The 20709-nt window shown below is 72.6% G+C and carries 21 protein-coding genes; 11 read left to right on the top strand and 10 right to left on the bottom strand.

Annotated elements, in window-relative coordinates; genetic code table 11:
* Positions 1-19: 19 nt before the first annotated feature.
* On the bottom strand, positions 20-280 hold the full coding sequence (locus ACFV9H_RS08515; RefSeq protein ID WP_385395140.1) for an acyl-CoA carboxylase subunit epsilon: 261 nt from the start codon (positions 278-280) through the stop codon (positions 20-22).
* 305 nt (positions 281-585) lie between these two features.
* Here ACFV9H_RS08515 and ACFV9H_RS08510 point away from each other — a divergent pair, with 305 nt between their 5' ends.
* The 3 genes from ACFV9H_RS08510 to ACFV9H_RS08500 all read left to right on the top strand — a co-directional run bounded on the left by ACFV9H_RS08510 (position 586) and on the right by ACFV9H_RS08500 (position 3664).
* Positions 586-816 carry a hypothetical protein gene (locus tag ACFV9H_RS08510; RefSeq protein WP_385395137.1) on the top strand — a complete coding sequence of 77 codons (231 nt, stop codon included), beginning with the start codon at positions 586-588 and terminating at the stop codon, positions 814-816.
* A gap of 270 nt (positions 817-1086) precedes the next feature.
* Positions 1087-2505, top strand: a complete 1419-nt coding sequence (locus ACFV9H_RS08505; protein ID WP_385395134.1) for a glycoside hydrolase family 16 protein — start codon at positions 1087-1089, stop codon at positions 2503-2505.
* Positions 2506-2602: 97 nt separating this feature from the next.
* Positions 2603-3664 (top strand): LacI family DNA-binding transcriptional regulator, encoded by a 1062-nt coding sequence (locus ACFV9H_RS08500; RefSeq protein WP_385395132.1) that lies wholly within the window; start codon positions 2603-2605, stop codon positions 3662-3664.
* 17 nt (positions 3665-3681) lie between these two features.
* Here ACFV9H_RS08500 and ACFV9H_RS08495 read toward each other — a convergent pair whose 3' ends face one another.
* Both ACFV9H_RS08495 and ACFV9H_RS08490 read right to left on the bottom strand, forming a co-directional pair.
* Complete coding sequence (locus ACFV9H_RS08495; protein ID WP_385395129.1) at positions 3682-4332, bottom strand: DUF4360 domain-containing protein; 651 nt, start codon at positions 4330-4332, stop codon at positions 3682-3684.
* 112 nt (positions 4333-4444) lie between these two features.
* Positions 4445-4948, bottom strand: coding sequence for a MarR family winged helix-turn-helix transcriptional regulator (locus tag ACFV9H_RS08490; RefSeq protein ID WP_385395126.1), 504 nt, complete (start codon positions 4946-4948; stop codon positions 4445-4447).
* Positions 4949-4967: 19 nt separating this feature from the next.
* On the opposite strand from ACFV9H_RS08490, the gene ACFV9H_RS08485 reads away from it, so the two are divergent.
* Complete coding sequence (locus ACFV9H_RS08485; protein WP_385395123.1) at positions 4968-5873, top strand: DMT family transporter; 906 nt, start codon at positions 4968-4970, stop codon at positions 5871-5873.
* Here ACFV9H_RS08485 and ACFV9H_RS08480 read toward each other — a convergent pair.
* Genes ACFV9H_RS08480 through ACFV9H_RS08470 form a run of 3 tightly spaced genes read right to left on the bottom strand, consistent with a single transcriptional unit; the run spans position 5821 to position 7226 of the window.
* A complete protein-coding gene (locus ACFV9H_RS08480) occupies positions 5821-6399 on the bottom strand; it encodes a HutD family protein (RefSeq protein ID WP_385395121.1) in 579 nt (192 codons plus the stop codon). The two genes, ACFV9H_RS08485 and ACFV9H_RS08480, sit on opposite strands and share 53 nt — an antisense overlap.
* Positions 6396-6767, bottom strand: coding sequence for a DUF4180 domain-containing protein (locus tag ACFV9H_RS08475; protein ID WP_385395119.1), 372 nt, complete (start codon positions 6765-6767; stop codon positions 6396-6398). Before ACFV9H_RS08475 ends, ACFV9H_RS08480 begins: the two co-directional genes overlap by 4 nt.
* A gap of 15 nt (positions 6768-6782) precedes the next feature.
* Positions 6783-7226, bottom strand: coding sequence for a MarR family winged helix-turn-helix transcriptional regulator (locus tag ACFV9H_RS08470; protein ID WP_385395116.1), 444 nt, complete (start codon positions 7224-7226; stop codon positions 6783-6785).
* A gap of 172 nt (positions 7227-7398) precedes the next feature.
* Here ACFV9H_RS08470 and ACFV9H_RS08465 point away from each other — a divergent pair, with 172 nt between their 5' ends.
* Positions 7399-8907, top strand: a complete 1509-nt coding sequence (locus ACFV9H_RS08465) for an MFS transporter (RefSeq protein ID WP_385395113.1) — start codon at positions 7399-7401, stop codon at positions 8905-8907.
* Positions 8908-8974: 67 nt separating this feature from the next.
* A complete protein-coding gene (locus tag ACFV9H_RS08460; RefSeq protein WP_385395110.1) occupies positions 8975-9487 on the top strand; it encodes a DUF664 domain-containing protein in 513 nt (170 codons plus the stop codon).
* A gap of 55 nt (positions 9488-9542) precedes the next feature.
* Here ACFV9H_RS08460 and ACFV9H_RS08455 read toward each other — a convergent pair whose 3' ends face one another.
* Positions 9543-10904, bottom strand: a complete 1362-nt coding sequence (locus ACFV9H_RS08455; protein ID WP_385395108.1) for an FAD-dependent oxidoreductase — start codon at positions 10902-10904, stop codon at positions 9543-9545.
* Positions 10905-11140: 236 nt separating this feature from the next.
* Here ACFV9H_RS08455 and ACFV9H_RS08450 point away from each other — a divergent pair, with 236 nt between their 5' ends.
* Together ACFV9H_RS08450 and ACFV9H_RS08445 are read left to right on the top strand one after the other, a co-directional pair.
* Complete coding sequence (locus tag ACFV9H_RS08450) at positions 11141-11332, top strand: DUF5302 domain-containing protein (protein ID WP_385395105.1); 192 nt, start codon at positions 11141-11143, stop codon at positions 11330-11332.
* Positions 11333-11485: 153 nt separating this feature from the next.
* On the top strand, positions 11486-11896 hold the full coding sequence (locus ACFV9H_RS08445; protein ID WP_385395102.1) for a rodlin: 411 nt from the start codon (positions 11486-11488) through the stop codon (positions 11894-11896).
* A 42-nt stretch (positions 11897-11938) separates the two neighbouring features.
* Here ACFV9H_RS08445 and ACFV9H_RS08440 read toward each other — a convergent pair whose 3' ends face one another.
* The 3 genes from ACFV9H_RS08440 to ACFV9H_RS08430 form a co-directional block, all read right to left on the bottom strand.
* Positions 11939-14719, bottom strand: coding sequence for an AAA family ATPase (locus ACFV9H_RS08440; protein WP_385395100.1), 2781 nt, complete (start codon positions 14717-14719; stop codon positions 11939-11941).
* Between the two features lie 237 nt (positions 14720-14956).
* Positions 14957-16717 carry a S8 family serine peptidase gene (locus ACFV9H_RS08435; RefSeq protein WP_385395097.1) on the bottom strand — a complete coding sequence of 587 codons (1761 nt, stop codon included), beginning with the start codon at positions 16715-16717 and terminating at the stop codon, positions 14957-14959.
* A 422-nt stretch (positions 16718-17139) separates the two neighbouring features.
* Positions 17140-17877 carry a DUF1838 family protein gene (locus ACFV9H_RS08430; protein WP_385395094.1) on the bottom strand — a complete coding sequence of 246 codons (738 nt, stop codon included), beginning with the start codon at positions 17875-17877 and terminating at the stop codon, positions 17140-17142.
* A 141-nt stretch (positions 17878-18018) separates the two neighbouring features.
* Here ACFV9H_RS08430 and ACFV9H_RS08425 point away from each other — a divergent pair, with 141 nt between their 5' ends.
* From ACFV9H_RS08425 to ACFV9H_RS08415, 3 genes are all read left to right on the top strand, one after another.
* Positions 18019-19029: a DUF1996 domain-containing protein gene (locus tag ACFV9H_RS08425; RefSeq protein ID WP_385395092.1), complete on the top strand. Its 1011-nt coding sequence runs from the start codon at positions 18019-18021 to the stop codon at positions 19027-19029.
* An 83-nt stretch (positions 19030-19112) separates the two neighbouring features.
* The gene (locus ACFV9H_RS08420) at positions 19113-19727 is read left to right on the top strand and encodes a sigma-70 family RNA polymerase sigma factor (protein ID WP_385395089.1); all 615 of its coding nucleotides are present in this window, start codon (positions 19113-19115) and stop codon (positions 19725-19727) included.
* The gene (locus tag ACFV9H_RS08415) at positions 19724-20449 is read left to right on the top strand and encodes a zf-HC2 domain-containing protein (protein WP_385395086.1); all 726 of its coding nucleotides are present in this window, start codon (positions 19724-19726) and stop codon (positions 20447-20449) included. Before ACFV9H_RS08420 ends, ACFV9H_RS08415 begins: the two co-directional genes overlap by 4 nt.
* The last annotated feature ends 260 nt before the right edge of the window (positions 20450-20709 follow it).

Raw genomic sequence — 20709 nt, 5'->3', positions numbered from 1 at the left:
CGCGGCCGGCGGAAGGGGTTCAGCGGCAGGCCCAGCAGCCCGCCCAGCAGCCGGTGTTCGACCGGGCGGGACGATGTCCGGGGCGGTGCCCGGCGCCCTTCGCCGCGCCCCAGGCGCGGTCCCGGACGCCGCCGTCGGTGGAGGTTCGCCGCGCGCAGCAGGCGACCACGAGTGCGATCGCGGCCAGTTCCTCGGGCTCGGCGTGACCCCTCTCGACGCGGAACAGGCTCGCCGTCGGGGCGGTCGGGGTGCTCGGCGCTATCGGGGCGTCGTTCGTCATCGGCACGGCCTCTCTCACGGGGGCTGCGCGTGCGCCCGGTCGTCGGGTCGCGCGGGGCGGACCGGCTCGGCGCCGGCGCGGGCGGCACACGTACGGCTCGGTGCGCCGGCGGGACGTGTTCCGCGGATGCGAACCGGCCTGCGGAGTCCTGTCGGGTCATCGGGACTCCTGACGCGACCGACGCTACAAGCGGGCGGCGTACCCGGCACTCGGGGGAATCCGTTCCGCCATCCGGCCGCCGCGCCGGCGGCCGGATGGCCGCCGGCGCCTGCCGGAGCGCCTCCCACCGCGTCCGCGGAGCTGCCGTGAGCAGCCGTCTGCCCTTGTTCTGCCGGGGCTGCGCCGGTCAGTTGTACGCCGTCTGCACCACCGATCGCGGGGGCCGCGGCGGCGGCCGGAACACGGTCGGCGAGTGGGAGGTGGACCACGAGATGCCGGGGCTGTGCCCGCTCTCCTCCCTGCTGCCGCTCACGGGGACGGCGGCCTCCGTCCACGAACTCCCGGGCGCGCAGGAGGTTCTCGGCCCGGCCTACTGAAAGTCGCACAGGGGATTGGGCCTGACGGGTGACGGCCGTCCGCGGTGCGGTCGGCGCCGCCGCCCGCGCGCCGAGCGTTCGACGAATGAACCGCTCCGGCCCCACAGGCCCTTTCCCGGTTCCATCTCTTGACGCCCGATCGGGTGGGGAGCACAGTGTCCAGCGGCGCCCCTTGAGAGCGCTCTCAAAGGCTCGCGAGCGGCTCTCGAACGGCGAACTCCCCTGGCTCTTCCCCCCACCGCGCCGCACGGCGCTACAGAGAGGGCACCCATGCGAGAGACACCCCGTAGGAAACGGCCGCCCGTCCGGCGGGCGGTCCTGGCCGCGCTCGGCACGGTCGCCGTGGTCGTGGCCGTCGCTGCCCTGCCCGCCGGCGCCACCGCTCCCCCGACCCCGGCCGGCTGGTCCCAGGTGTTCCTGGACGACTTCAACGGGCCCGCCGGCTCCGGCGTGAACACCACCGACTGGCAGTACACCACCGGTACGAGCTACCCGGGCGGCCCCGCGGCCTTCGGCACCGGCGAGATCGAGACGATGACCGCGGACCCCGCCAACGTCTCCCTCGACGGGGCGGGCAACCTGCGGATCACTCCGAGGCGGGACGCCGCGGGCAACTGGACCTCCGGCCGCGTCGAGACCCGGCGGTCCGACTTCCAGCCGGCGGCGGGCGGCAAGCTGCGCGCGGAGGCCCGCATCCAGATGCCGAACGTCACGGGCCCCGCGGCGAAGGGCTACTGGCCCGCCTTCTGGATGCTCGGGGCCCCCTACCGCGGCAACTGGTGGAACTGGCCGGGCATCGGCGAGCTCGACATCCTGGAGAACGTCCAGGGCATGAACAACGTCTGGGCGACCATGCACTGCGGCACGACCCCGGGCGGCCCCTGCAACGAGACCTCCGGGATCGGCGGCCAGCGGGTCTGCCCGGGCACCAGCTGCCAGGGCGGGTTCCACACGTACGCCGTGGAGTGGGACAGGTCGACGGCCGTGGAGGAGATGCGCTTCTACGTCGACGGGATCGGTTTCCACACCGTTCGCGCGTCACAGGTGGATTCGGCCACCTGGACCAACGCCACGAACCACGGCTACTTCCTCATCCTGAACGTCGCCATGGGCGGCGGGTTCCCGGATGCCTTCGGCGGCGGCCCCGACGCGGGCACCGAGCCCGGCCACCCCATGGTCGTGGACTACGTGTCCGTGCTCCGGTCCGCTGGAGGCACGCCGACGACGCCCCCGCCCACGACACCGCCGCCGTCGACCACCACCCCTCCGGCGGGCAACCGTGACGCCTACACCGCCATCCAGGCCGAGTCGTACGACGGCCAGGCGGGGCTGGCCAGGGAGACCACCTCCGACACCGGCGGCGGCCAGAATCTCAGCGCCATCGGCAACGGCGACTGGGCCCTGTACCGGGGTGTCGACTTCGGGTCCACGGCCGCTCGGCAGTTCTACGGCCGGGTCGCCTCCGGCGCGGCCGGCGGGGTCGGCGGCCTCGTCGAAGTCCGGCTGGACAGCCGCACCAGCGCGCCGATCGGCAGCTTCTCCGTGGCCCACACCGGCGGCTGGCAGAGCTGGCGGACGGTGCCGGCGAACATCAGCGGCGTCACGGGCACGCACGACGTCTACCTGACCTTCACCAGCGGCCAGAGCGCCGACTACGTGAACGTCAACTGGTTCGACTTCGGCCACTGACGGGCCGCGGACGGCCCGTACCGCCCGGCCTCCCGGCGGTACGGGCTACCCTGCTGCCCGGCGCGACGACCGCCCGCGGACCCCAGGAGGAACGCCCGTGCCCGAACAGCGTCCGGGGAACCGGCCCACCCTGGAGGCCGTGGCGACACACGCCGGGGTGTCCCGGGCCACCGTGTCCCGCGTGGTCAACGGCGGCGACGGGGTCCGCGCGCACCTGGTGGACAAGGTGCGCGAGGCGGTCCGCGACCTGGGCTACGTGCCCAATCCCGCGGCCCGCACTCTGGTCACGCGACGCACCGGCGCCGTGGCGGTGATCATCGCCGAGCCGGAGACCCGGATCTTCTCCGACCCGTTCTTCTCCCGCCAGCTGCGCGGCATCAGCAAGGAGTTGACCGCGCACGACACCCAACTGGTGCTGCTCCTGGTGGAGGACCGCGGTGACTACGAGCGGATCGAGCGCTACCTGGCCGGCGGGCACGTCGACGGGGCGCTCGCCTTCTCCCTGCACACCGACGACCCGCTGCCCGCGATCACCCGCAGGATCGGCATGCCCACCGTCTACGGCGGCCGGCCGGGCTGGACCGACGGCTCCGGGGAGCCGACGGAGTCGGACAGGCCGGGGGGTGCGGCGTACGTGGACGCCGACAACCGCGGCGGCGCGCGCGAGGCCGTACGGTACCTGGTATCGCGGGGGCGCGAGCGGATCGCCCACATCGCCGGCCCGCTCGACCAGACGTCGGCCGTCGACCGGCTGAGCGGCTTCCGGGACGTACTGCCGGGCGCCGACCCCGCACTGGTCGCCGAGGGCGACTTCACCGTGGCGGGCGGGGCTCGCGCGATGGGTGAACTGCTGGACCGCTGCCCGGACATCGATGCGGTGTTCGCCGCGAACGACCTCATGGCCACGGGCGCGCTGCGGGTGCTGCGGGAGCGCGGCCGGGCGGTTCCGGCGGAGGTGGCGTTGGTCGGGTTCGACGATGCCGAGGCGGTGGCGGAGAGCGCCGATCCGCCGCTGACGACCGTACGTCAGGACATCGAGGGCATGGGGCGGCTGATGGCGCGACTGTTGCTGGAGACCCTGGGCGGGGGCCCCGAGGGGCGCGCCGCGCCCAGATCGGTGGTCACCACCACGTCACTGGTGCGGCGCGCGTCGGCCTGAGGTCGCCCGGGGTCCGGTCAGCGCACCGGGCACTGCTTCCAGGAGAAGTGGTACACGCTGTTGATGCTGCCGTCCGTCGAGTCGAGGGCCATGAAGCTGACCTTCGACGGGTCCGAGGTGCCGACCTCCGCCCGCAGCTCGGTGTTGATGTTGAAGTTGCGCTTCTCCCCGCAGGGCGCGAAGACCAGGGCCTCGACGCTCGTGGTGTCGGTCGCCTGCCAGTTGTCGTCGAGCGCGCCCGTGAACTTGTGGGTGCGCTGGGCGGTCTGGCTCATGCCCTGGAAGTAGTAGCTCGCCTTCTGCGTGCCGATCGCGCCCGACTGCAGACTGCCGAAGCCCCGGTAGTCGACCTGGGCGACGGCGTAGGTGAAGCCCTGTGGGACGTGCACGACGAGGGACAGGAGGCAGTTCTTGCGGCCTTCGACGGCGGAGACGCCCCCGCCGGCTTGGGCCAGGTACTCGCTGTAGGTGACGGTGAAGGCGGAGTTGTCCGGCGCCACGGCGACGGTGGCACTGCCCGGACGGCAGCCCGACCCGTTCACGGTGGCGACGTCCACTCGCACCTGGTCGGTGGGAGCCGAGGGGGACGCCCCGGCCGACGGATTGAGCGTGACGAGAGCTGCGGTCACGGCGGCTGCGGTGAACCCGGTACGAAGCGACTTGATCACGTCCATATGGATAGCGCTCCGCGGCGGCCCCGGGCGGTCGGCGCGGGCGACAGGACCCCCGCTCTCACCTCTATGGCCGCAGGGGGTGCGGCCGGGAGCCCGTCGACCCCGGTCACGGGGCCGGCGGCTCGACCTTCGCCAACCAGCCGGCCAGGATCCGCTCCAACTGCGCCGCCTCCCCGGGCTCCAGGTCCTCGAGGAGCCGGTGTTCGTTGCGCATGTGCTCGGTGAAGGCCCTGTCGATCAGCTCCCGCCCCGCGGGGGTGAGCGCGACCACCCGGCCCCGGCCGTCGGCGGCCGACCGGCGTCGGGTGACGAGGCCGCCGTCTTCGAGCCGGTCGATCCGCTTGCTCATCGCGCCGGTGGTCACCATCGTGTGGGCAGCGAGTTCGCCGGGGGCCCGCTCGAACGGCTCGCCCGCGCGCCGCAGCGTGGCCAGGACGTCGAACTCGCCCTCGCTCAGGCCGTACCGGCGGTAGACGAGGCAGAGCTGTTCCGTCAGGAGCAGGCCGAGGCGGTGCAGCCGCCCGATCACGGCCTGCGGGCTCACATCCACATCCGGCCGCTCACGGGCCCACTCGGCCTGGATGCGGGCGACATGGTCAATAGCTTCCATGGAAGATATAATACCTTCCATGGAAGCCAATCTGCGGTGGTCCCTGGTCACGGCCATCGCGCCGGTCGCCTGGGGAACGACCTACTTCGTCACGCGGGAGTTCCTGCCCGCCGACTCCCCGTTGTACGGAGCGGTGTTCAGGGCGCTGCCCGCGGGGCTGCTGCTCCTGGCCGTGCGCCGGAAGGTCCCCAGCGGGTCCTGGTGGTGGAAGTCCCTGCTGCTCGGCGTGCTCAACATGGGCGGCTTCTTCGCGCTGGTGTACCTCGCCGCCCAGCGGCTCCCGACGAGCGTGGCCACGACGGTGATGGCGACCGGGCCACTGGTCATGATGCTGATCGCCTGGGCCCTCATCGGAGAGCGGCCCGGACGGCGACACCTGGCCGGCGCGGGCCTCGGCGTGGGCGGCGTGTGCCTGATGCTGCTCACCTCGACCGTGGCGCTCGACGCGCTCGGTCTGCTCGCCTCGGTCGCCGCCATGGGGATGTCCGCACTGGGCTTCGTCCTCGCCAAGCGGTGGAGCACCGACGTCGAGGTCCTCGCCGCCACCTCCTGGCAGCTGCTGGGCGGCGGCCTGGTTCTGATCCCGCTCGCCGTGATCGCGGAGGGAGCACCCCCGACCCTCGACGGGCCCGCGCTCGCGGCCTTCGGCTACGTGACGGTGGTGTCCACTGCGCTCGCCTTCACCGCGTGGTTCGCGGGCCTGCGGCGCCTGCCCGCCGCGACGGTGGGGCTGCTCGGCCTGCTCAACCCGGTGACGGGCGTCCTGCTCGGCACGGCGGTCGCGGGCGAGACGCTCAGCCTCCGGCAGCTGTGCGGGCTCGCACTGGCCCTGGCGGGAATCCTGCTGGGCCGCCCCTCGTCCCGGGCGGCGGCTAGCGAAGCCGTACGACCGCCGCGCGCCCGGAGATTCGTACGAGGTCGATGAAGGAACTCGTCAACAAGGCCGCGTCGTACGGGCCGAGAGCGAGGGCACGGCCCGGGGGCACTTCGAGCGCGATCGGGTCCTGGAGCGCGACCACCAGCACGGCCTCGTCCACCTTGACGTCGAGCGTGAGCTCGCCCCGCACGACGGCGGTCTCCACCTCCGCGGCGCCCCGGCGGTACATCACGTTGAAGTTGACGACGGGTCCGTCGAGGAGGCGACAGTCGGTCGGCTCGTCCCCGGGGAAGTCCTGCGGCGCGAACCGCTCGTCGACCAGGCGGCGTTCACCCCCGACGTCGAGGTCCATGCCCACGCCTTCGACCAGGGTCAGGGTGCGGGTGACGCCGGGGAAGGCGGAGAACGGCCCGTCGGCGGCGACCTCGGCGAGGCTCGCCCGCCAGACGAACTCGTCCATGCCGGCGCCCTCGGGGAAGACGGCGATCTCGCGGGTGACTCCCCCACCGTTCTTCCAGACGGACGCCGCCCGGTCGGCGGCCCACAGGATCCGGACGTCGAGCGCGCCCTTCACGCTTCCGCCCCGGCCAGTCGCTCGCGCAGCTCCGCTTCATCGGCGAGGAACCAGGTCTGGGTGCCGCGGTTGCACTCGCGGACGAAGTCCCGCAGCGCCGAACTGGCCTCGATGTGGCGGGAGATGTCGCCGAGGACGACGATCCCCATCCGGTACTGGACGAACTTCTGGATGATCGCGCCCGCGACGCGCGTACCGAGCCGGAAGAACGACTCGTCGAAGCGTCCGGCGGGGATGACCACCCACTGGGCGCCCTGGTAGCCGGCGTTGCCGATGCAGTCCAGGGCCTCGCGCTCGCCCGCGATGACCTCGCCCTCGGCCGCGCACATCAGCACCGGTACGTCGTTGATCGTCCGCAGAGTACTCATGCGGACGAGGCTACTTCAGGCGTCCTTCTCCATGGTGGGGCGCAGCCGCTCCAACAGGGCGTAGAGCGTGGCGCTCTCGGCCTCGTCGAGGGTGTCCAGGGCGCTGTGGGTGGCCTGCATCTCCTCCCGTACGCGGCGGATGATCTCGCGGCCGGCGTCCGTGGCGACCACGTTCTTGACGCGGCGGTCGGTGGGGGCGGGCTCGCGGCGCACCAGCTCCCGGGCCTCCAGGCGGTCGACGATGCCGGTCACGTTCGAGGCGTCGCACACGAGCAGGGTGGCGAGGCCGCGCATCGGCACGGGGCCGTCGAGCTGGGCGAGCACCCGGGCCTGGGTGGAGGTGAGGCCGTACCGGGCGGCGGCGGCCGCGAAATCCCGCCACTGGGCGGTGCCGATGGCGGCGAGCAGTTCCAGCAGCTGGAGCTTGGCGGGGGCGTGAGGGGCGGCGGTGTCGCTCATGCCTGGAGCGTACTCAAGATGATTGACATTATCAATTGTTTACTTGACCACCTTAACCATTGAGGTCTACCTTCGATCGAGTTACTTGAGGACATCAAACATCTCCACCCTGAAGCTCCACCCTGAAGCTCCGCACGCCGAAGCCCGAAGCCCGAAGAAGGACCTGCCCGCCATGAGCACCCCCTCCCCCGCCGCCGCCCCGGCCACCGGGCGCAGGAACGAGACGGTCATCGTCTTCGCCCTGAGCCTGGCCGCCATGGTCGTGTCGATGATGCAGACCCTGCCGGTCCCGATCCTGGGCCTCATCCGCGCCGACCTCGGCGCCACGACCGCCGGCGTGAGCTGGGTCACCACCGCCACCCTGCTCTCGGCGGCCGTCTTCACTCCGCTGCTGGGCCGCTTCGGCGACCAGCACGGCAAGAAGCCCACCCTGGTGGCGGTGCTCGGCGTCATGGTCGTCGGCTCCGTGATCGCCGCGCTGGCCTCCTCGCTGCCGCTGCTGATCCTGGGCCGGGTGCTCCAGGGGGCGGCCACCGCGATCTTCCCGCTGGCGCTGTCCGTGCTGCGCGAAGAGGTCCGGCCGCAGAAGCTGCCGGGCGCGATGGCGCTGGTCAGCGGCACGCTCGCGTTCGGCAGCGGTCTCGCCCTCGTGGCCACGGGTCTGCTCACCTCGGGCTCCGGAGCCGACTACCGCAACGCCTTCTGGATGGCGACCGGCTTCGCGGTCCTCGCACTGCTCGCCGTGGTCTTCCTGGTTCCCGCGACGCGCCACAAGACGGGCGGGCGCACCGACTTCCTCGGCGCGCTGACCCTCGGCATCACGCTGCTGCTGCTCCTGCTGCCGATCTCCCAGGGCCACGAGTGGGGCTGGGACTCCGGTCGCACCCTGGGCAGCTTCGCCGGCGCCGCGGTCATGGCCGCCGTCTGGGTGCTGACCGAGCTCAAGGTCCGCGAGCCCCTCGTCGACATGCGCATGTTCATCCACCGCCCGGTGCTGATGGCGAACCTGGCCGGCATCCTCGTCGGCTTCGGGATGTTCGCGAACTTCCTGGGCGTCTCCTACCTCGTCCAGATGCCCGAGGCCCTCACCGGCTACGGCTTCGACGCGTCGATCCTGCGCGCGTCCGTGCAGTTCCTGCTGCCCGGCGCGATCGTCTCGCTGCTCGCCTCCCCCATCGGCGGGCAGCTGGTCCGCCACCGCGGTCCGCGCGTGGCACTGGGCCTGGCCGCGGGGCTCGGCGCCGCCGGGTTCGCCTGGCTGGCCCTCGACCACGCGCACACCGTCTCCGTGATCGGCGCCGGACTCGTCGTCGGCGCGGCCGTGAGCTTCGGCTACGCGGCGATGCCCGCCGTGATCATGGCGAGCGTCCCGCACCACCAGAGCGGCATCGCCAACGGCATCAACTCGATCTCCCGCTCCACGGGCAGCGCGATCGGCAGCGCCGTCGTCACCACGATCCTGGCGTCGAAGACCATCGAGCACCTGCCGGCGGGCGTGCCGCCGCTGCCCGCCGAGTCCGGCTTCACGCTCACCTTCGGCATCGGGGCCGCGGCCTTCGCCCTGGTCGCGCTGATCAGCCGGTTCGGCCTGCGCGGCCGCCAGGGCACGGTGACGGCCGCGTCGGCCCCGGCCGAGGCCTCCGTCGCGGCGACGCCCGCGAAGGCCGACGCGACCGCCTGAGCCGGTCGCCCCACCCGCCGCGTGTCGCGCCCGGCGGGTCGGCCTCCGGGCCTTGCATGGTGGGTGCATGAAGGCAACGGAGGTCATCACCGACGGCTTCGGGCGCATCCGGGAGCTCGTCCACGAGGTCGTGGACGGGCTCCCGGCGCAGACGCTCAACGCACGCGTCGACCCGGCCGCGAATTCGATCACCTGGCTGGTCTGGCACCTGACCCGGATCCAGGACGACCACATCGCCGACGCGGCGGATCTGGAGCAGGTCTGGCAGTCCCAGGGCTGGTCGGACCGCTTCGCCCTGCCCCTGCCCGCCGCTTCGACCGGGTACGGGCACACCGCGCGCCAGGTCGCGGCGGTCCGGGTGGAATCGGGCGAGCTGCTGCTCGGGTACTACGAAGCGGTCCACGAACAGACGATCCGCTTCGTCCACGGCCTCGGCGCCGCCGACCTGAACCGCGTGGTCGACGAACGCTGGGACCCGCCGGTCACCCTGGGAGTCCGCCTGGTGAGCGTCCTGGGCGACGACTGGCAGCACGCGGGCCAGGCGGCGTTCGTACGGGGCCTTCTGGAACGCAGCGGGTAGGGCGTGTTTTTCGGATCAGGCCGGGACCGCGTGCGAGTCCCGGCCCTCCCCGCGGTTACGCGCCGCTCGCGTCGAGCATCTCCTCGCGCTCGACGATCTTCACGCGCTCGCGGCCCTGCGGCTCGCCCAGCGCCCTCTCGGCGGCGTCCAGCTTGTACCAGCCGTCCCACGACGTGTAGCGGATGCCGCGCTCGGCGAGGAAGGCCTCGACGGCTTCCGGCTCGGGCGCGGACGGCGTGGCCAGGCGCCCCTCCGCGTGGTCGGCCAGCAGGTTGGCGACGGTCTCGTTCGCGTCGCCCTTCGTGTGGCCGATCAGGCCGATCGGACCGCGCCGGATCCAGCCGGTCACGTACGTCGACGCCAGGTGGGCGCCGCCTTCGATCACACGACCGCCCTCGTCCGGCACGGTGCCCGACTCGACGTCCCACGGGAGCTTGGGCAGTTCGTCGGAGAGGTAGCCCACGGCCCGGTAGACGGACTGGACGTCCCAGTCGGTGAACTGCCCGGTGCCCTTGACGTTGCCCGTGCCGTCGAGCTCGGTGCGCTCGGTGCGCAGGCCGACGACCTTGCCGTCCTCGCCGAGCACCTCGGTCGGGGATTCGAAGAAGTGCAGGAACAGTTTGTGCGGGCGGTCGCCGATGTCGCGGATCGCCCAGTTCTCCAGGGTCTTGGCGACCATGTCCGCCTGCTTGTTGGAGCGGCGGGTCGTGATCGAGCCCTCGTCGTAGTCGATGTCCTCGGGGTTGACGACGACCTCGATGTTGGGCGAGTGGTCCAGCTCGCGCAGCTCCATCGGGCTGAACTTGGCCTGGGCCGGCCCGCGGCGGCCGAAGACGTGCACCTCCAGGGCCTGGTTGGCCTTGAGGCCGTCGTAGACGTTCGCCGGGATCTCGGTCGGCAGCAGCTCGTCGGCCGTCTTGGCGAGGATGCGGGCGACGTCGAGCGCGACGTTGCCGACGCCGAGCACGGCGACCTTCTCCGCTTCCAGCGGCCAGGTGCGCGGGACGTCGGGGTGGCCGTCGTACCAGGAGACGAAGTCGGCGGCGCCGTAGGAGCCGTCGAGGTCGACGCCGGGGATGGCGAGCGCGCGGTCGGCGGTGGCGCCGGTGGAGAAGATCACGGCGTCGTAGAGGGACCGCAGCTCGTCGAGGCTGATGTCGTTCGGGTAGTCCACGTTGCCGAAGAGGCGGACCTGGGGCTTGTCGAGCACCTGGTGCAGGGCCGTGATGATGCCCTTGATCCGGGGGTGGTCCGGCGCGACGCCGTAGCGGATCAGGCCGAACGGCGCGGGCATCCGCTCGAAGAGGTCGATGGACACGCCGGGCTCGGCGGCGGTCTCGGACTTCAGCAGGGCGTCGGCGGCGTATATGCCGGCGGGTCCGGCACCGACGATTGCTACTCGCAGAGGGCGAGGCATGGCAATGGTTCCCTTCGAGCGACAGCAAGGTGGATCATGCCGAACCCTAAACGAAGGGCACCCTTACCTAGCACCCGGTGTCGACTTATGCCCCCATAACTCAAACTTATGGGGTGCCAAAGTCCCGTTTGGACCTCCCCGGGGCGCCCGCCCCCACGCCTCCCGGGAACGAACTCGCTGGTCAGCGGGGACGCCAGCTGACAGACTGAAATCGCTTGATCACCCCAGGAGGACACATGGCAGACGAGACGCAAACCCCGCAGGACGAATCCCCGGCCGAAGCCGCCAAGCGCAAGTTCCGGGAGGCCCTGGAGCGCAACGCCGCGAATGCCCAGTCCCAGCAGGCGCACCAGAACCGGGCGAAGGTCCAGGGTGCCAGCAGCGGAGGCGGCGGCAAGAACAAGAAGGTCCGCCGCAAGACCGGCTGACCCCCGACCACGGGAGTCCAGCCCGGGTGGCCCGGTGTGGCAATTGGGCCACCCGGGTGACGGGGGATAACCCCTGGCGCCGCCGGCAGTTGATCAGCTCGTCCCGCCGAGGGCAGCTATCTCATGCGACAGTGCGACAGAAGGATCCCCCACATGTTCAAGAAGCTCATGGCCACCGCCGCGGTCACCGCCTCCGTCCTGGGCGCGGGTGCCGCCGTAGCCACCCCGGCGATGGCGATCGGCAACGACAACGGCGTCAACACCATCAACGGCAACGGCGCCACGCAGATCTACGGCAACCAGGAGACCCACGGCCTGATGAGCCCGCAGGCGAGCCTGGTCCAGGGCTCCCTCAACAAGCTCTGCGTCGGCCTGCCGGCGAAGGTCAACGCCCAGTCGATCCTGGCGCTCGTCAACGTGGGCGTCCAGGACATCAACGTCCTGGCCAACCCGCAGAACCAGCAGTGCGCCGAGAACTCCACCCAGGCCAAGGGTGACGACTCCGCCTCGCACATCGCCAGCAACATCCCGATCCTGTCCGGCAACCTCTCCAGCGGCAGCTGATCCCCGGACTCCGATCCCGACCACGCGTCGGCGTAGCCCCCGCTACGCCGGCGCGTTTCGTTTGGCCAGGGCGGTGGCCAGCTGGGCCCGGGAGCGTACGTCGAGCTTCTGGTAGATACGGGTCAGCCGGGCCTCCACCGTCTTGACGCTGAGGAAGAGCTTCGCCGCGGCCTCCTGGTTGCTGGCCCCTTGGCTGACGAGCAGCGCGAGCCGGGCCTCCCCGTCGGTGAGGGTCGCCGCCGCTGCCGATTCCGTGGGGGTTCCCTCGCCCGGAGCGGCTTCCCTGGCGAGTTCCGCCCACGGGGTGGCCCCGGCCCGGCCGAACACCTCGGCCGCCGCCGCGAGCGCGGCCCGGGCGGGTGCGCGCCGGCGGCGGCGCCGCTCGACCCTGGCGAGCGCGAGGAGCGTACGGCCGCGTTCCAGCGGCAGCCCGAGGACTTCGAACCGCTGGGCGGTGGCCTCCAGCAGGTGGACGGCCGCTTCGGCCTCGCCCCGGGCCGACAGGCACAGGCCCCGCGCCCGGTCGAGGGCGGCGACGACCCCGGTGCGGCCGAGGCCGACGGCGACGGTGCGGACGGGGTCGATCAGCCGGGCGGCCTCGTCGGGTGCGTCGGCGGCGACCAGGGCCTCGGCGAGCTCCCCGTGCCAGCGCAGGATCGAGGGGTCGGCCACCTTCTGCGCGGCTTCCAGTTCGGCGACCCGGCGCAGGGTCGCGACGGCCTTCGCCGCCTCTCCCGTGGCCAGTTCGACGAGGCCGAGCGCGTGCAGACTGCGCGAGAGGAAGACCTGGTCCCGCTCCTCACGCGAGGCCTGGATGCCGCGGCGGGCGTATCCGGCGGCGCGTGCGAAGCTGCCGCCCGCGGTCTCGGCCATCGCGGCGAGGTACCAGGCGGGGCCGGGCGAGAGGCCCGCCTCTATGGTCAGCTCCAGGGCCTGGCGGGCGCGCGTGGACGCGGCCTCGCAGCGGCCGCCGCGCAGTTCGACCTCGGTGAGGCTGCGCAGCACCTCGAACACGTCCTCCGCGGAGCCGGTGCGCTGGACGGCCGGGAGCAGCACCATCAGCTGGCGGCGGGCGTCGTCGAGGCTGTCGTCGAAGAGGGCGTGCCGTACGGCGAGGTATTGGGGTGCGTTGCGCATGCCGAGCGGGACTTCGGGCGCGGGCAGCGCGAGGGCTTCGGCAAGGATCGCCTCGGCGCCCGGGTCGCCGAGGATGCGGCCCATCCGGGCCCGTACCGTCAGGGCCATGGCTTCGGCGACCTGGTCGCCGCCGAGCGCGGCGAGGGCTCCGGCCCGGGCCGCGGCGTCGCGGGCGCGTACGGGGTCCCCGTCGCTGAGGTTGTGCTTCCAGGCCATGCGCAGCTGGACCGCTGCCTGCAGCGAGGGGTCTCCGGCGGCGTCGGCCATGGCGCACGCGAAGGTCTCGTCGAGGGTGCCGAGGGCCTGTCCGGCGGCGTCGATCACGGCGAGCCGCGCCCTGACCCGGTCGGCGGGCGAGGCGTCGCGGGCGAGTACGGCCCGGGTCGCGCGGCGCGCGAGGTCGGCGCGGCCGGCCCAGCCCGCGTCCTCGGCGGCCGTGACGAGCCGGGCGAGTTGCTCGCCGGCCAGGCAGGACGGGGTGCGTTCCGCGGCGAGCAGGCCCAGTTCGGCGGCGAGGGCGCGCTGACCCCGGCGGCGGCAGACCGCGGCGGCCTCGGTGATCTCGGCGGCGAGCCACTGGTCGGGGGTGTCCACGGCGAGTGCCCGGTGGCGCACGGCCTGGACGGGGTCGTCGACGGCGTCGGCCAGTGCCGCGTGTCCGGCGGCGCGTTCGGGCCAGCCCGCGTCGGCGGCGAGCGCGGTGGGCAGGGCGCCGGCGGTGAATTCCACGGTGCCGTCCTCCCCCACCCGCAGCAGCGCGGCCCGTTCCGCCGCGGCCAGTTCGGCCTCGGCGTCGGGGCGGCCGGCGCGGCGCAGCACGGCTGTGGTGGGACGCGCGGCGAGGGCGGCGAGGAGCAGGGTGCGGCGGGCCTCGGCGGGGACTTCGGCGAGCAGTCTGCGGGCGACCTCGCGGGCCTGGCCGGCGACGGGCAGGGCGTCGGCGTGGTGGGCGCTGCCGTCGCGGGCCTCGGCGGCTTCGGCGAAGGAGTGGCCGAGGGCGAGGGCGAGGCGGGGGTTGCCGCCGCTGGCCTGGTGGATGCGGCCGGCGAGGCGGGCGGGCAGGTTGTGGCGGACGAGGAGTTCGGCGACCTCGTCGGCGCCGAGCGGAGGGACGCGGATCGCGGGGGTGTCGGGGCCGCAGAGGGGTTCTCCGGCGGGGGCGCCGACCTGGACGCGTTGGGCGACGAGGACCCGCACGTGGGTCGGGGTGAGGCGGAGGGCGAAGCGGAGCAGGTCGGTGCTCTCGGCGTCCATCCACTGGGCGTTGTCCAGGACGAGGAGGACGGGGTGGCGGGCGGCGAGCGTCCGCAGCACCTCGACGACGGCGAGGCGCAGGGCGACGTGGTCGCGGCCGGCGCGCGGGGCCTCCGTCTCCCGGCACAGCAGGGCGATGGCGGTGCGCTGGGGCCCGGAGAGGGGCTCGAAGGTGGCGCAGGGCACGGAGGCCAGCAGGGCCGCGGCGGAGGCCTCGGGTATCCACTGGTCGGCGGCCTCGGGGGCGAGGCGGAGCACGGTCTCGCGGCGCGACTCGGCCGCGGCCGCGACGGCGCGCACCAGTTCGCTCTTGCCCGCGCCGGCGGGTCCGGTGATGAGCGCCCGGCCGTGCGTGGTCAGCGCGCGGTCGACCGCCTTGATGAGTTCAGCGTGTCCGACACTTGTGTCAGCGTGCCCCGTCGCCGCCACCACGCACAGCCACCAGCCTCTCGGTCCCCAGCTCCTGTGCCTTTCCTGTGAGACGCGACAATACGAGGTCAAACGGCAGGTGGGCCCCGATTGTGACGCAGAAATCAGCCAGCCGACCGGAAAACCCGTCGGACCTGCCGATACGAGGTGTATCAGCAGGTCCGCGGGTTCAGTTGGTCCGTACTATCGCTCCGTCAGGCCGAGTTGGCGGTCCGCAGCGGTGGACGGGCTCGGGCTTGGTCAGAAGCCGAGGTTCCAGGAGTCGATCTTGCCGACGTCGCCGCCCGCGTTGTCGTTGACCCGGAGCTTCCAGGTGCCGTTCGCGACCTCGGTGGAGGCGTTCACGGTGTAGACCTGGTTGATGTTGTCGGCGCTGCCGCCGGACCGGTTGTGCAGGTTGTAGACGCTGCCGTCGGGGGCGATCAGGTCGACCTTCAGGTCACCGATGTAGGTGTGCAGGATGTTCACGCCCACCTTGAGGGTGGCCGGGGCGTTGCCGGTGACACCGCTGACGGTGATCGGGCTCTCCACGGTGCCGTTGTCGACGATGGAGAAGTCCATGGTGTTCTCGAAGCCCGTGGTGGGCGGGATCGAGGTCACCGCGTTGACGGTCGCGGCCGCGTCGGCGAGGCCGGCGCCGCAGCCACCGGTGCAGGTGCCGGCCAGCGGACGGGCATTGGTCTTGATCGCGGACTCGATCTGCGCCGGGGTGAGGGCGGTGTTCGCCGACTTCATCAGGGCGGCGAGACCCGCGATGTGCGGGGCGGCCATGCTGGTGCCCTGGTAGGGCTTGTAGATCTCGGCGCCGGGGGTGGTGGTGCCCGCGTTCAGCGTGGAGAGGATGGCGTTCTCGGGGGTGGTGACGGTGCCGGGCGTGTCGGTGGCGCGGCGGGTCTCACCGCCCGGGGCGGCGATGTCGATGATCGCGCCGTAGTTCGAGTAGTACGAGCGGTCGCCCGCGCGGTTGCTCGAGGCGACGTTGATCACGTTGTTGCAGCTGGCGGGCGAGAAGTTGGCCGCGTCCGCGTTGCTGTTGCCGGCGGCGACCACGACGGTCGTACCGCGGGCGACGGCGGCGTTGATGGCGTTCTGGTAGGTGGAGCTGCAGGCGCCGGAGCCGCCGAGGCTCATGTTGATGACCTTGGCCGGGGTGGCGTTGGCCGGGACGCCCGCGACGGAGCCGCCGGACGCCCAGGTGATGGCGTCGACGATGTCCGACGTGGCGCCGCCGCACTTGCCGAGCACGCGGACGGGCTGGATCTTCGCGCCGTACGCGATGCCCGCGACACCCTTGGAGTTGTTCGTGGCGGCCGCGATGGTGCCGGCCACGTGGGTGCCGTGCCAGGAGGAGTTGCTGGCGGTGGAGCCGGTGCCGCACTCGCCGGCGGCGGTCCAGTCGCCCTGGTCGGCCGGGTCGCTGTCGCGGCCGTTGCCGTCACGGGCGGCGCTGGAGCTGGAGATGAAGTCGTAGCCCGCGACGATGTTCGTGGCGAGGTCCGAGTGGGCGACGTAGCCGGTGTCGATCACGGCGACGGTGACGCCGGAGCCGGTGGTCTTGTCCCAGGCGGCAGGAACGTTCATGCCGGCGGTGGGCTCGAAGAGGTCCCACTGCTTGGCGTACTCGGTGTCGTTCGGGTTGACGGCCAGCGCGTAGGCGCGGGAGTCCACCTCGACGTAGGCGACGTCCGGGTCGGCGCGGAACTGGGCCATCACGTCGGCCGCGTCGGCCGGGGCGACGGTGCCGCCGAGGTTGACGAGCGCGGCGCCGGTGCCGAGGCGACGGTCGAACTTCGCCTTCTTGCCGGCCTTCTTGCCCTTGGCGGTGGCGTCGGCGGCGGCCGCGGTGTTGGAACTCGCCTCGGAGGCCGAGGACTTGTATCCGACGATGAGGTTCTCCACCGGCGCGGTGCCAGCCGCGGCGGCCGGGGCCCCGACGGGGGCCTCGATGGCCACGGAGGCGGTGGCGGAGCCGGCGAGCAGGGTGACGGAGATCGCCGCCACGGATATGAGCCTACGACGTCTGGATGCGTGCACTTTGTTCCCTTTCGATGGCCGTTCCCGGGCAGGCCGGAGCGGCCGGTCGGTGCATTGTGGGAGGTGAACCGGCGGCTGCGGGGCCGGGAGAGCTGGTCGAACTCACCCCGGCCGCCACCGCGCGCCACGTCGCTCCGGCCTCGACGGCGGGGCAGGGCAACGGCGGTACCGACGGTCCGCCGGGAGGTGCGGATTCACGCCATGTGGGGTTGGCGTGGGGTCCGACCGTCCCGGAGGAAGATCGCCGATGGGCAGACATTAGGCAACGCGGGAATGAACTGGATACGGGGAAAACCCTTGTCGGCCCCCGGATACCCCCTCGTCGGATACTAGGCGGGGCGTTCGGCGGGACGTACGGCGGGGTCTCCCATCGGATTCCGGCCCGCCGCTCAGCCGGAATGCCCGAGCTTGCGGAAGTACGTCCAACTCGTCTCGTTGGGCTCGGTCCACTTCTCCGGGGCCCGGGCGAATTCCGGCTGCCTGGCGGCGATGTACGCGCGGGTGCGCTCGGGCACCTCTGCATAGGAGGCGAGCTTGCGGCCCCGGCAGTGGAAGGTGAGACCGCCCGGCCGCGGGCCCTGTTCCATCCAGGGCAGCCAGGGGGACATCCGCGTCCACGACATGGTGGCGGGCACGCTCGGCGCGTCGGTGGCCGTCACGGTCGCGGGCGCGAAGAACTGGAAGAGCTCCAGCGCCCGGTAGGTGTCGTCCGCGGAGTTGAGCGGGAACTCGGCGACCGGCAGCGGCGACGGATAGGCGAGCGGGATCTCCAGGCTGAAGCAGACCTGGTCACCGAGCTCGGTCATGGGGACGGGAAACGGCCGCAGCTTCTGGTTCGCCGGGTCGTTCCACACATGGATGACCGGTTTGTCCTGCCAGGTCTCCAGGATCTCCCGGCTCACCGGGTCCAGGTAGAACGCGGCCTCCCGGGTGAGCAGTTGCCACCCACCGGTCTCCTCGTCGGGCAGCAGACGGGCGACGTTGACCCCTTCGAAGCCGAAGAGGCGCCGGTACGGCTCCCCCGGGGCCCACGCGTGGACGTCACCGCACCACCAGAACGTGACCTCGGCGCCGTCGAGCGACGCGCGGGTGCGGGCGAAGGCGTTCAGGAGCTCAACAGGTGTCATGGGACGTACTGTGCGCACCCGCCGGGCCGCCGGGCAAGAACGCGAAGGCCGACGAGGCCCGCGGCCGGGTCGCCGCGGCTCGGCGCCCGGCATGCGGATGCCCCGTTGACTGCGCCGGCGCCACCGGCAACCGTGACCGCCATGGGGAACGAACGCCGACTGCTCACTCTCGTCGTATGCCTGGTCCTGGGGGGCGGGCTGCTGCTCGCCGCCGCACTGGGGGCCTCGCGAGCGGCCGGTCCGCGACCGGGGCACGGCGCGGCCGGGCCGGCGGCCTCCGACTACGTGGACATCAAGGACGTTCCGCCCTCCCCCGACCCCGCTCCGGCGGCCGGGGCGGCGGCATCTACGGGGTCCGCGGGCTCGGTGGTGGTGGAGTGCGGACGCAACGAGGAGGGCCACTACAACGAGGACAACCTGGTGGTCTCGCCCGGGCTCCGCGCCGGCGCCCACCACACGCACGCGTACGTGGGGAACCTGTCGGCGGACGCCATGTCCACCGACGCTTCCCTGAGCGCGGCCGCCACGAGCTGTACGGGCGGCGACCGGTCCACGTACTACTGGCCGGTCCTGCGCCGCACCGACCGGCCGGGGTCCCGCCCGCACGAGACCTCGGCCGGGCACGGCAACGCGGGCGAGATCCTGCCGGAGGCCTCGGTCCGGGTGGAGTTCCGCGGCAATCCGGTGAGCGAGGTGGTGCCGATGCCGCGGTTCCTGCGCGGGATGACGGGGGACGCCGTGGCGTTCACCGCGGGCACCGGCGCCGACGTCCGGGCCAGGTGGGGCTGTTCCGGTTCCCCGGACCGCTCCACCACCCGCTACCCGCGCTGCCCGGCCGGCGACCGCGTCACGCGCACCCTCGCCTTCCCGAGCTGCTGGAACGGCCTGGACACGGCCGGCGCCGGGCACCGCTCGCACCTGCTGTTCCCGGGGGCGGGCGGCGTCTGCCCCCGGGGCACCTTCCCCGTGCCCGAACTGCGGCTCACGCTCGCCTACGAGGTCCCCGCGGGCGCGCCCATCGCCCTCGACTCCTTCCCCGAGCAGCGGCACAGCCCGACGACCGACCACGCCATGTTCGTGAACGCGATGACCGACGGGCAGATGGCCGGGGTCGTCGACTGCCTCAACACGGGCCGCGACTGCCGCGCTTGAGTGACGTACGTCACGTGAACCGGCTCCGCGCGAGCGGCGTGTTCCGAGCGCACGACCCAAGCGCGGAAGACGGAGAGGGTGAGATGGCCGGACCACTGTGGCCCCGCACTCGGCGGGGCTCGACCGACGAGGCATTGATCAAGTCGGTGTACGAGGAGCACGGTCACGCCCTGCTCGCGTACGCCACCCGGCTGACCGGGGACCGGGCCGCCGCCGAGGACGTGGTCCAGGAGACCCTCATCCGGGCCTGGCGGCACTCCGAAGTCCTGGTGAACGGAAAGGGTTCGGTGCGCGGCTGGCTGCTCACGGTGGCCCGCAACATCATCACCGACCGGTACCGCGCCAAGGCGGCCCGGCCGCCGGAGGTCTCCGGAGCCTCGGCCGCTCCCCCGGTCGAGGCGGATCACGCCGAGTCCGTGGTGGACGCCATGACGGTCCTCGGCGCCCTCGACCGCCTGTCCCCGGAGCACCGGGACGTGTTGACGGTGCTGTACTACCGGCAGCTGAGCGTCGCGGAGGCCGCCGACAGCCTCGGCATCCCGGCCGGTACGGTCAAATCGCGCTCGCACTACGCGCTCAAGGCCCTGCGCGAGCTCTTCACCGACGGCGGTGGCGGCAGGGACGGCAGTTTCAGAGACGGCAAACGATCGGGCAGGCCGCCCCAGCAGCCCGCCGGACTTCGTGAGGTGGTGGCATGAACCGGCAGCGGCACGAGGAGGAACTGCTCGGCCCGTACGTCCTCGGTGTGCTCGACGAGGAGGAGGTCCGCCGGGTCGAGGAGCACGTGAGCGGATGCGTGGGGTGCCGGGAGGAGGTGGCCGCGTTGCGGGAGATGGAGGCGGCGCTGGGCGAGGTGCCCGAGGAGGCGTTCCTGGACGGGCCCCCACAGGGCGGGGACCTGCTGCTCCAGCGCACCCTGCGGCAGATGCGCGGCGAACTGGAGGGCCGACGGCGCCGGCGCACCGGGCTCGTGGCACTGACCGCGGCGGCTTCGCTGGCCGCGGTGTTCTGGGCCGGCACGCAGCTCGGCGCCGGTGACGAAGGGGCCCTGGCCGTGCCCCCGGTGCCGTCCCCGACGGTGACGACGGCCCCTTCGACACCGGTCCCCGGGACCAAGGTGGCCTCCGCCACCGATCCCGGCACCGGGGCGCGCATCACCGTACAGATGACGCCCGCCGCGAAGTGGGTGCGGCTGAACGCGGCGGTCACGGGAGTGCCGCCGGGCGAGCGGTGCCGGCTGGTCGTGGTCGCCGACGACGGCACGCGCACCACAGCCGGCGGCTGGGTCGTGGGCAGTGCGGAGAACGGTGAGGGCAAGGGCGCGTCGCTGGACGGCTCGGCGGCCGTGGACCCGTCGGCCGTCAAGGAGATCCGCGTCGAGAACGAGGCGGGCCGCGCGTTCGTGTCCGTACCGGTCTGACGGGCCCGGCGGGGCGGGCGTGACGGAGCCCGGGAGCACATCCAGCTCCCGGGCTCCTGCGTGCCACCCAATTGCGCGCACCGGCGCGTTTAAGACAGCGTGTGTGTCGTACTGCCAGGACGGACACCTATCGTCGTACGGATGCGCGGCATCGCGCCGGAACCGGACCGGCGCACTGGCAATCCGCAGATACCGCCCGGAGTCCTTCGCCCCGTAATTCCCTGCCTTCAGGTTCGCCTTCCGCGTCGAGTACGCGTCAG

Origin of the sequence: Streptomyces sp. NPDC059874 (assembly GCF_042731135.1) — a bacterium.
Taxonomy (GTDB): domain Bacteria; phylum Actinomycetota; class Actinomycetes; order Streptomycetales; family Streptomycetaceae; genus Streptomyces.
Note: the sequence above shows the minus strand (reverse complement) of the source record. Positions and strands in the feature narration are given on the sequence as shown.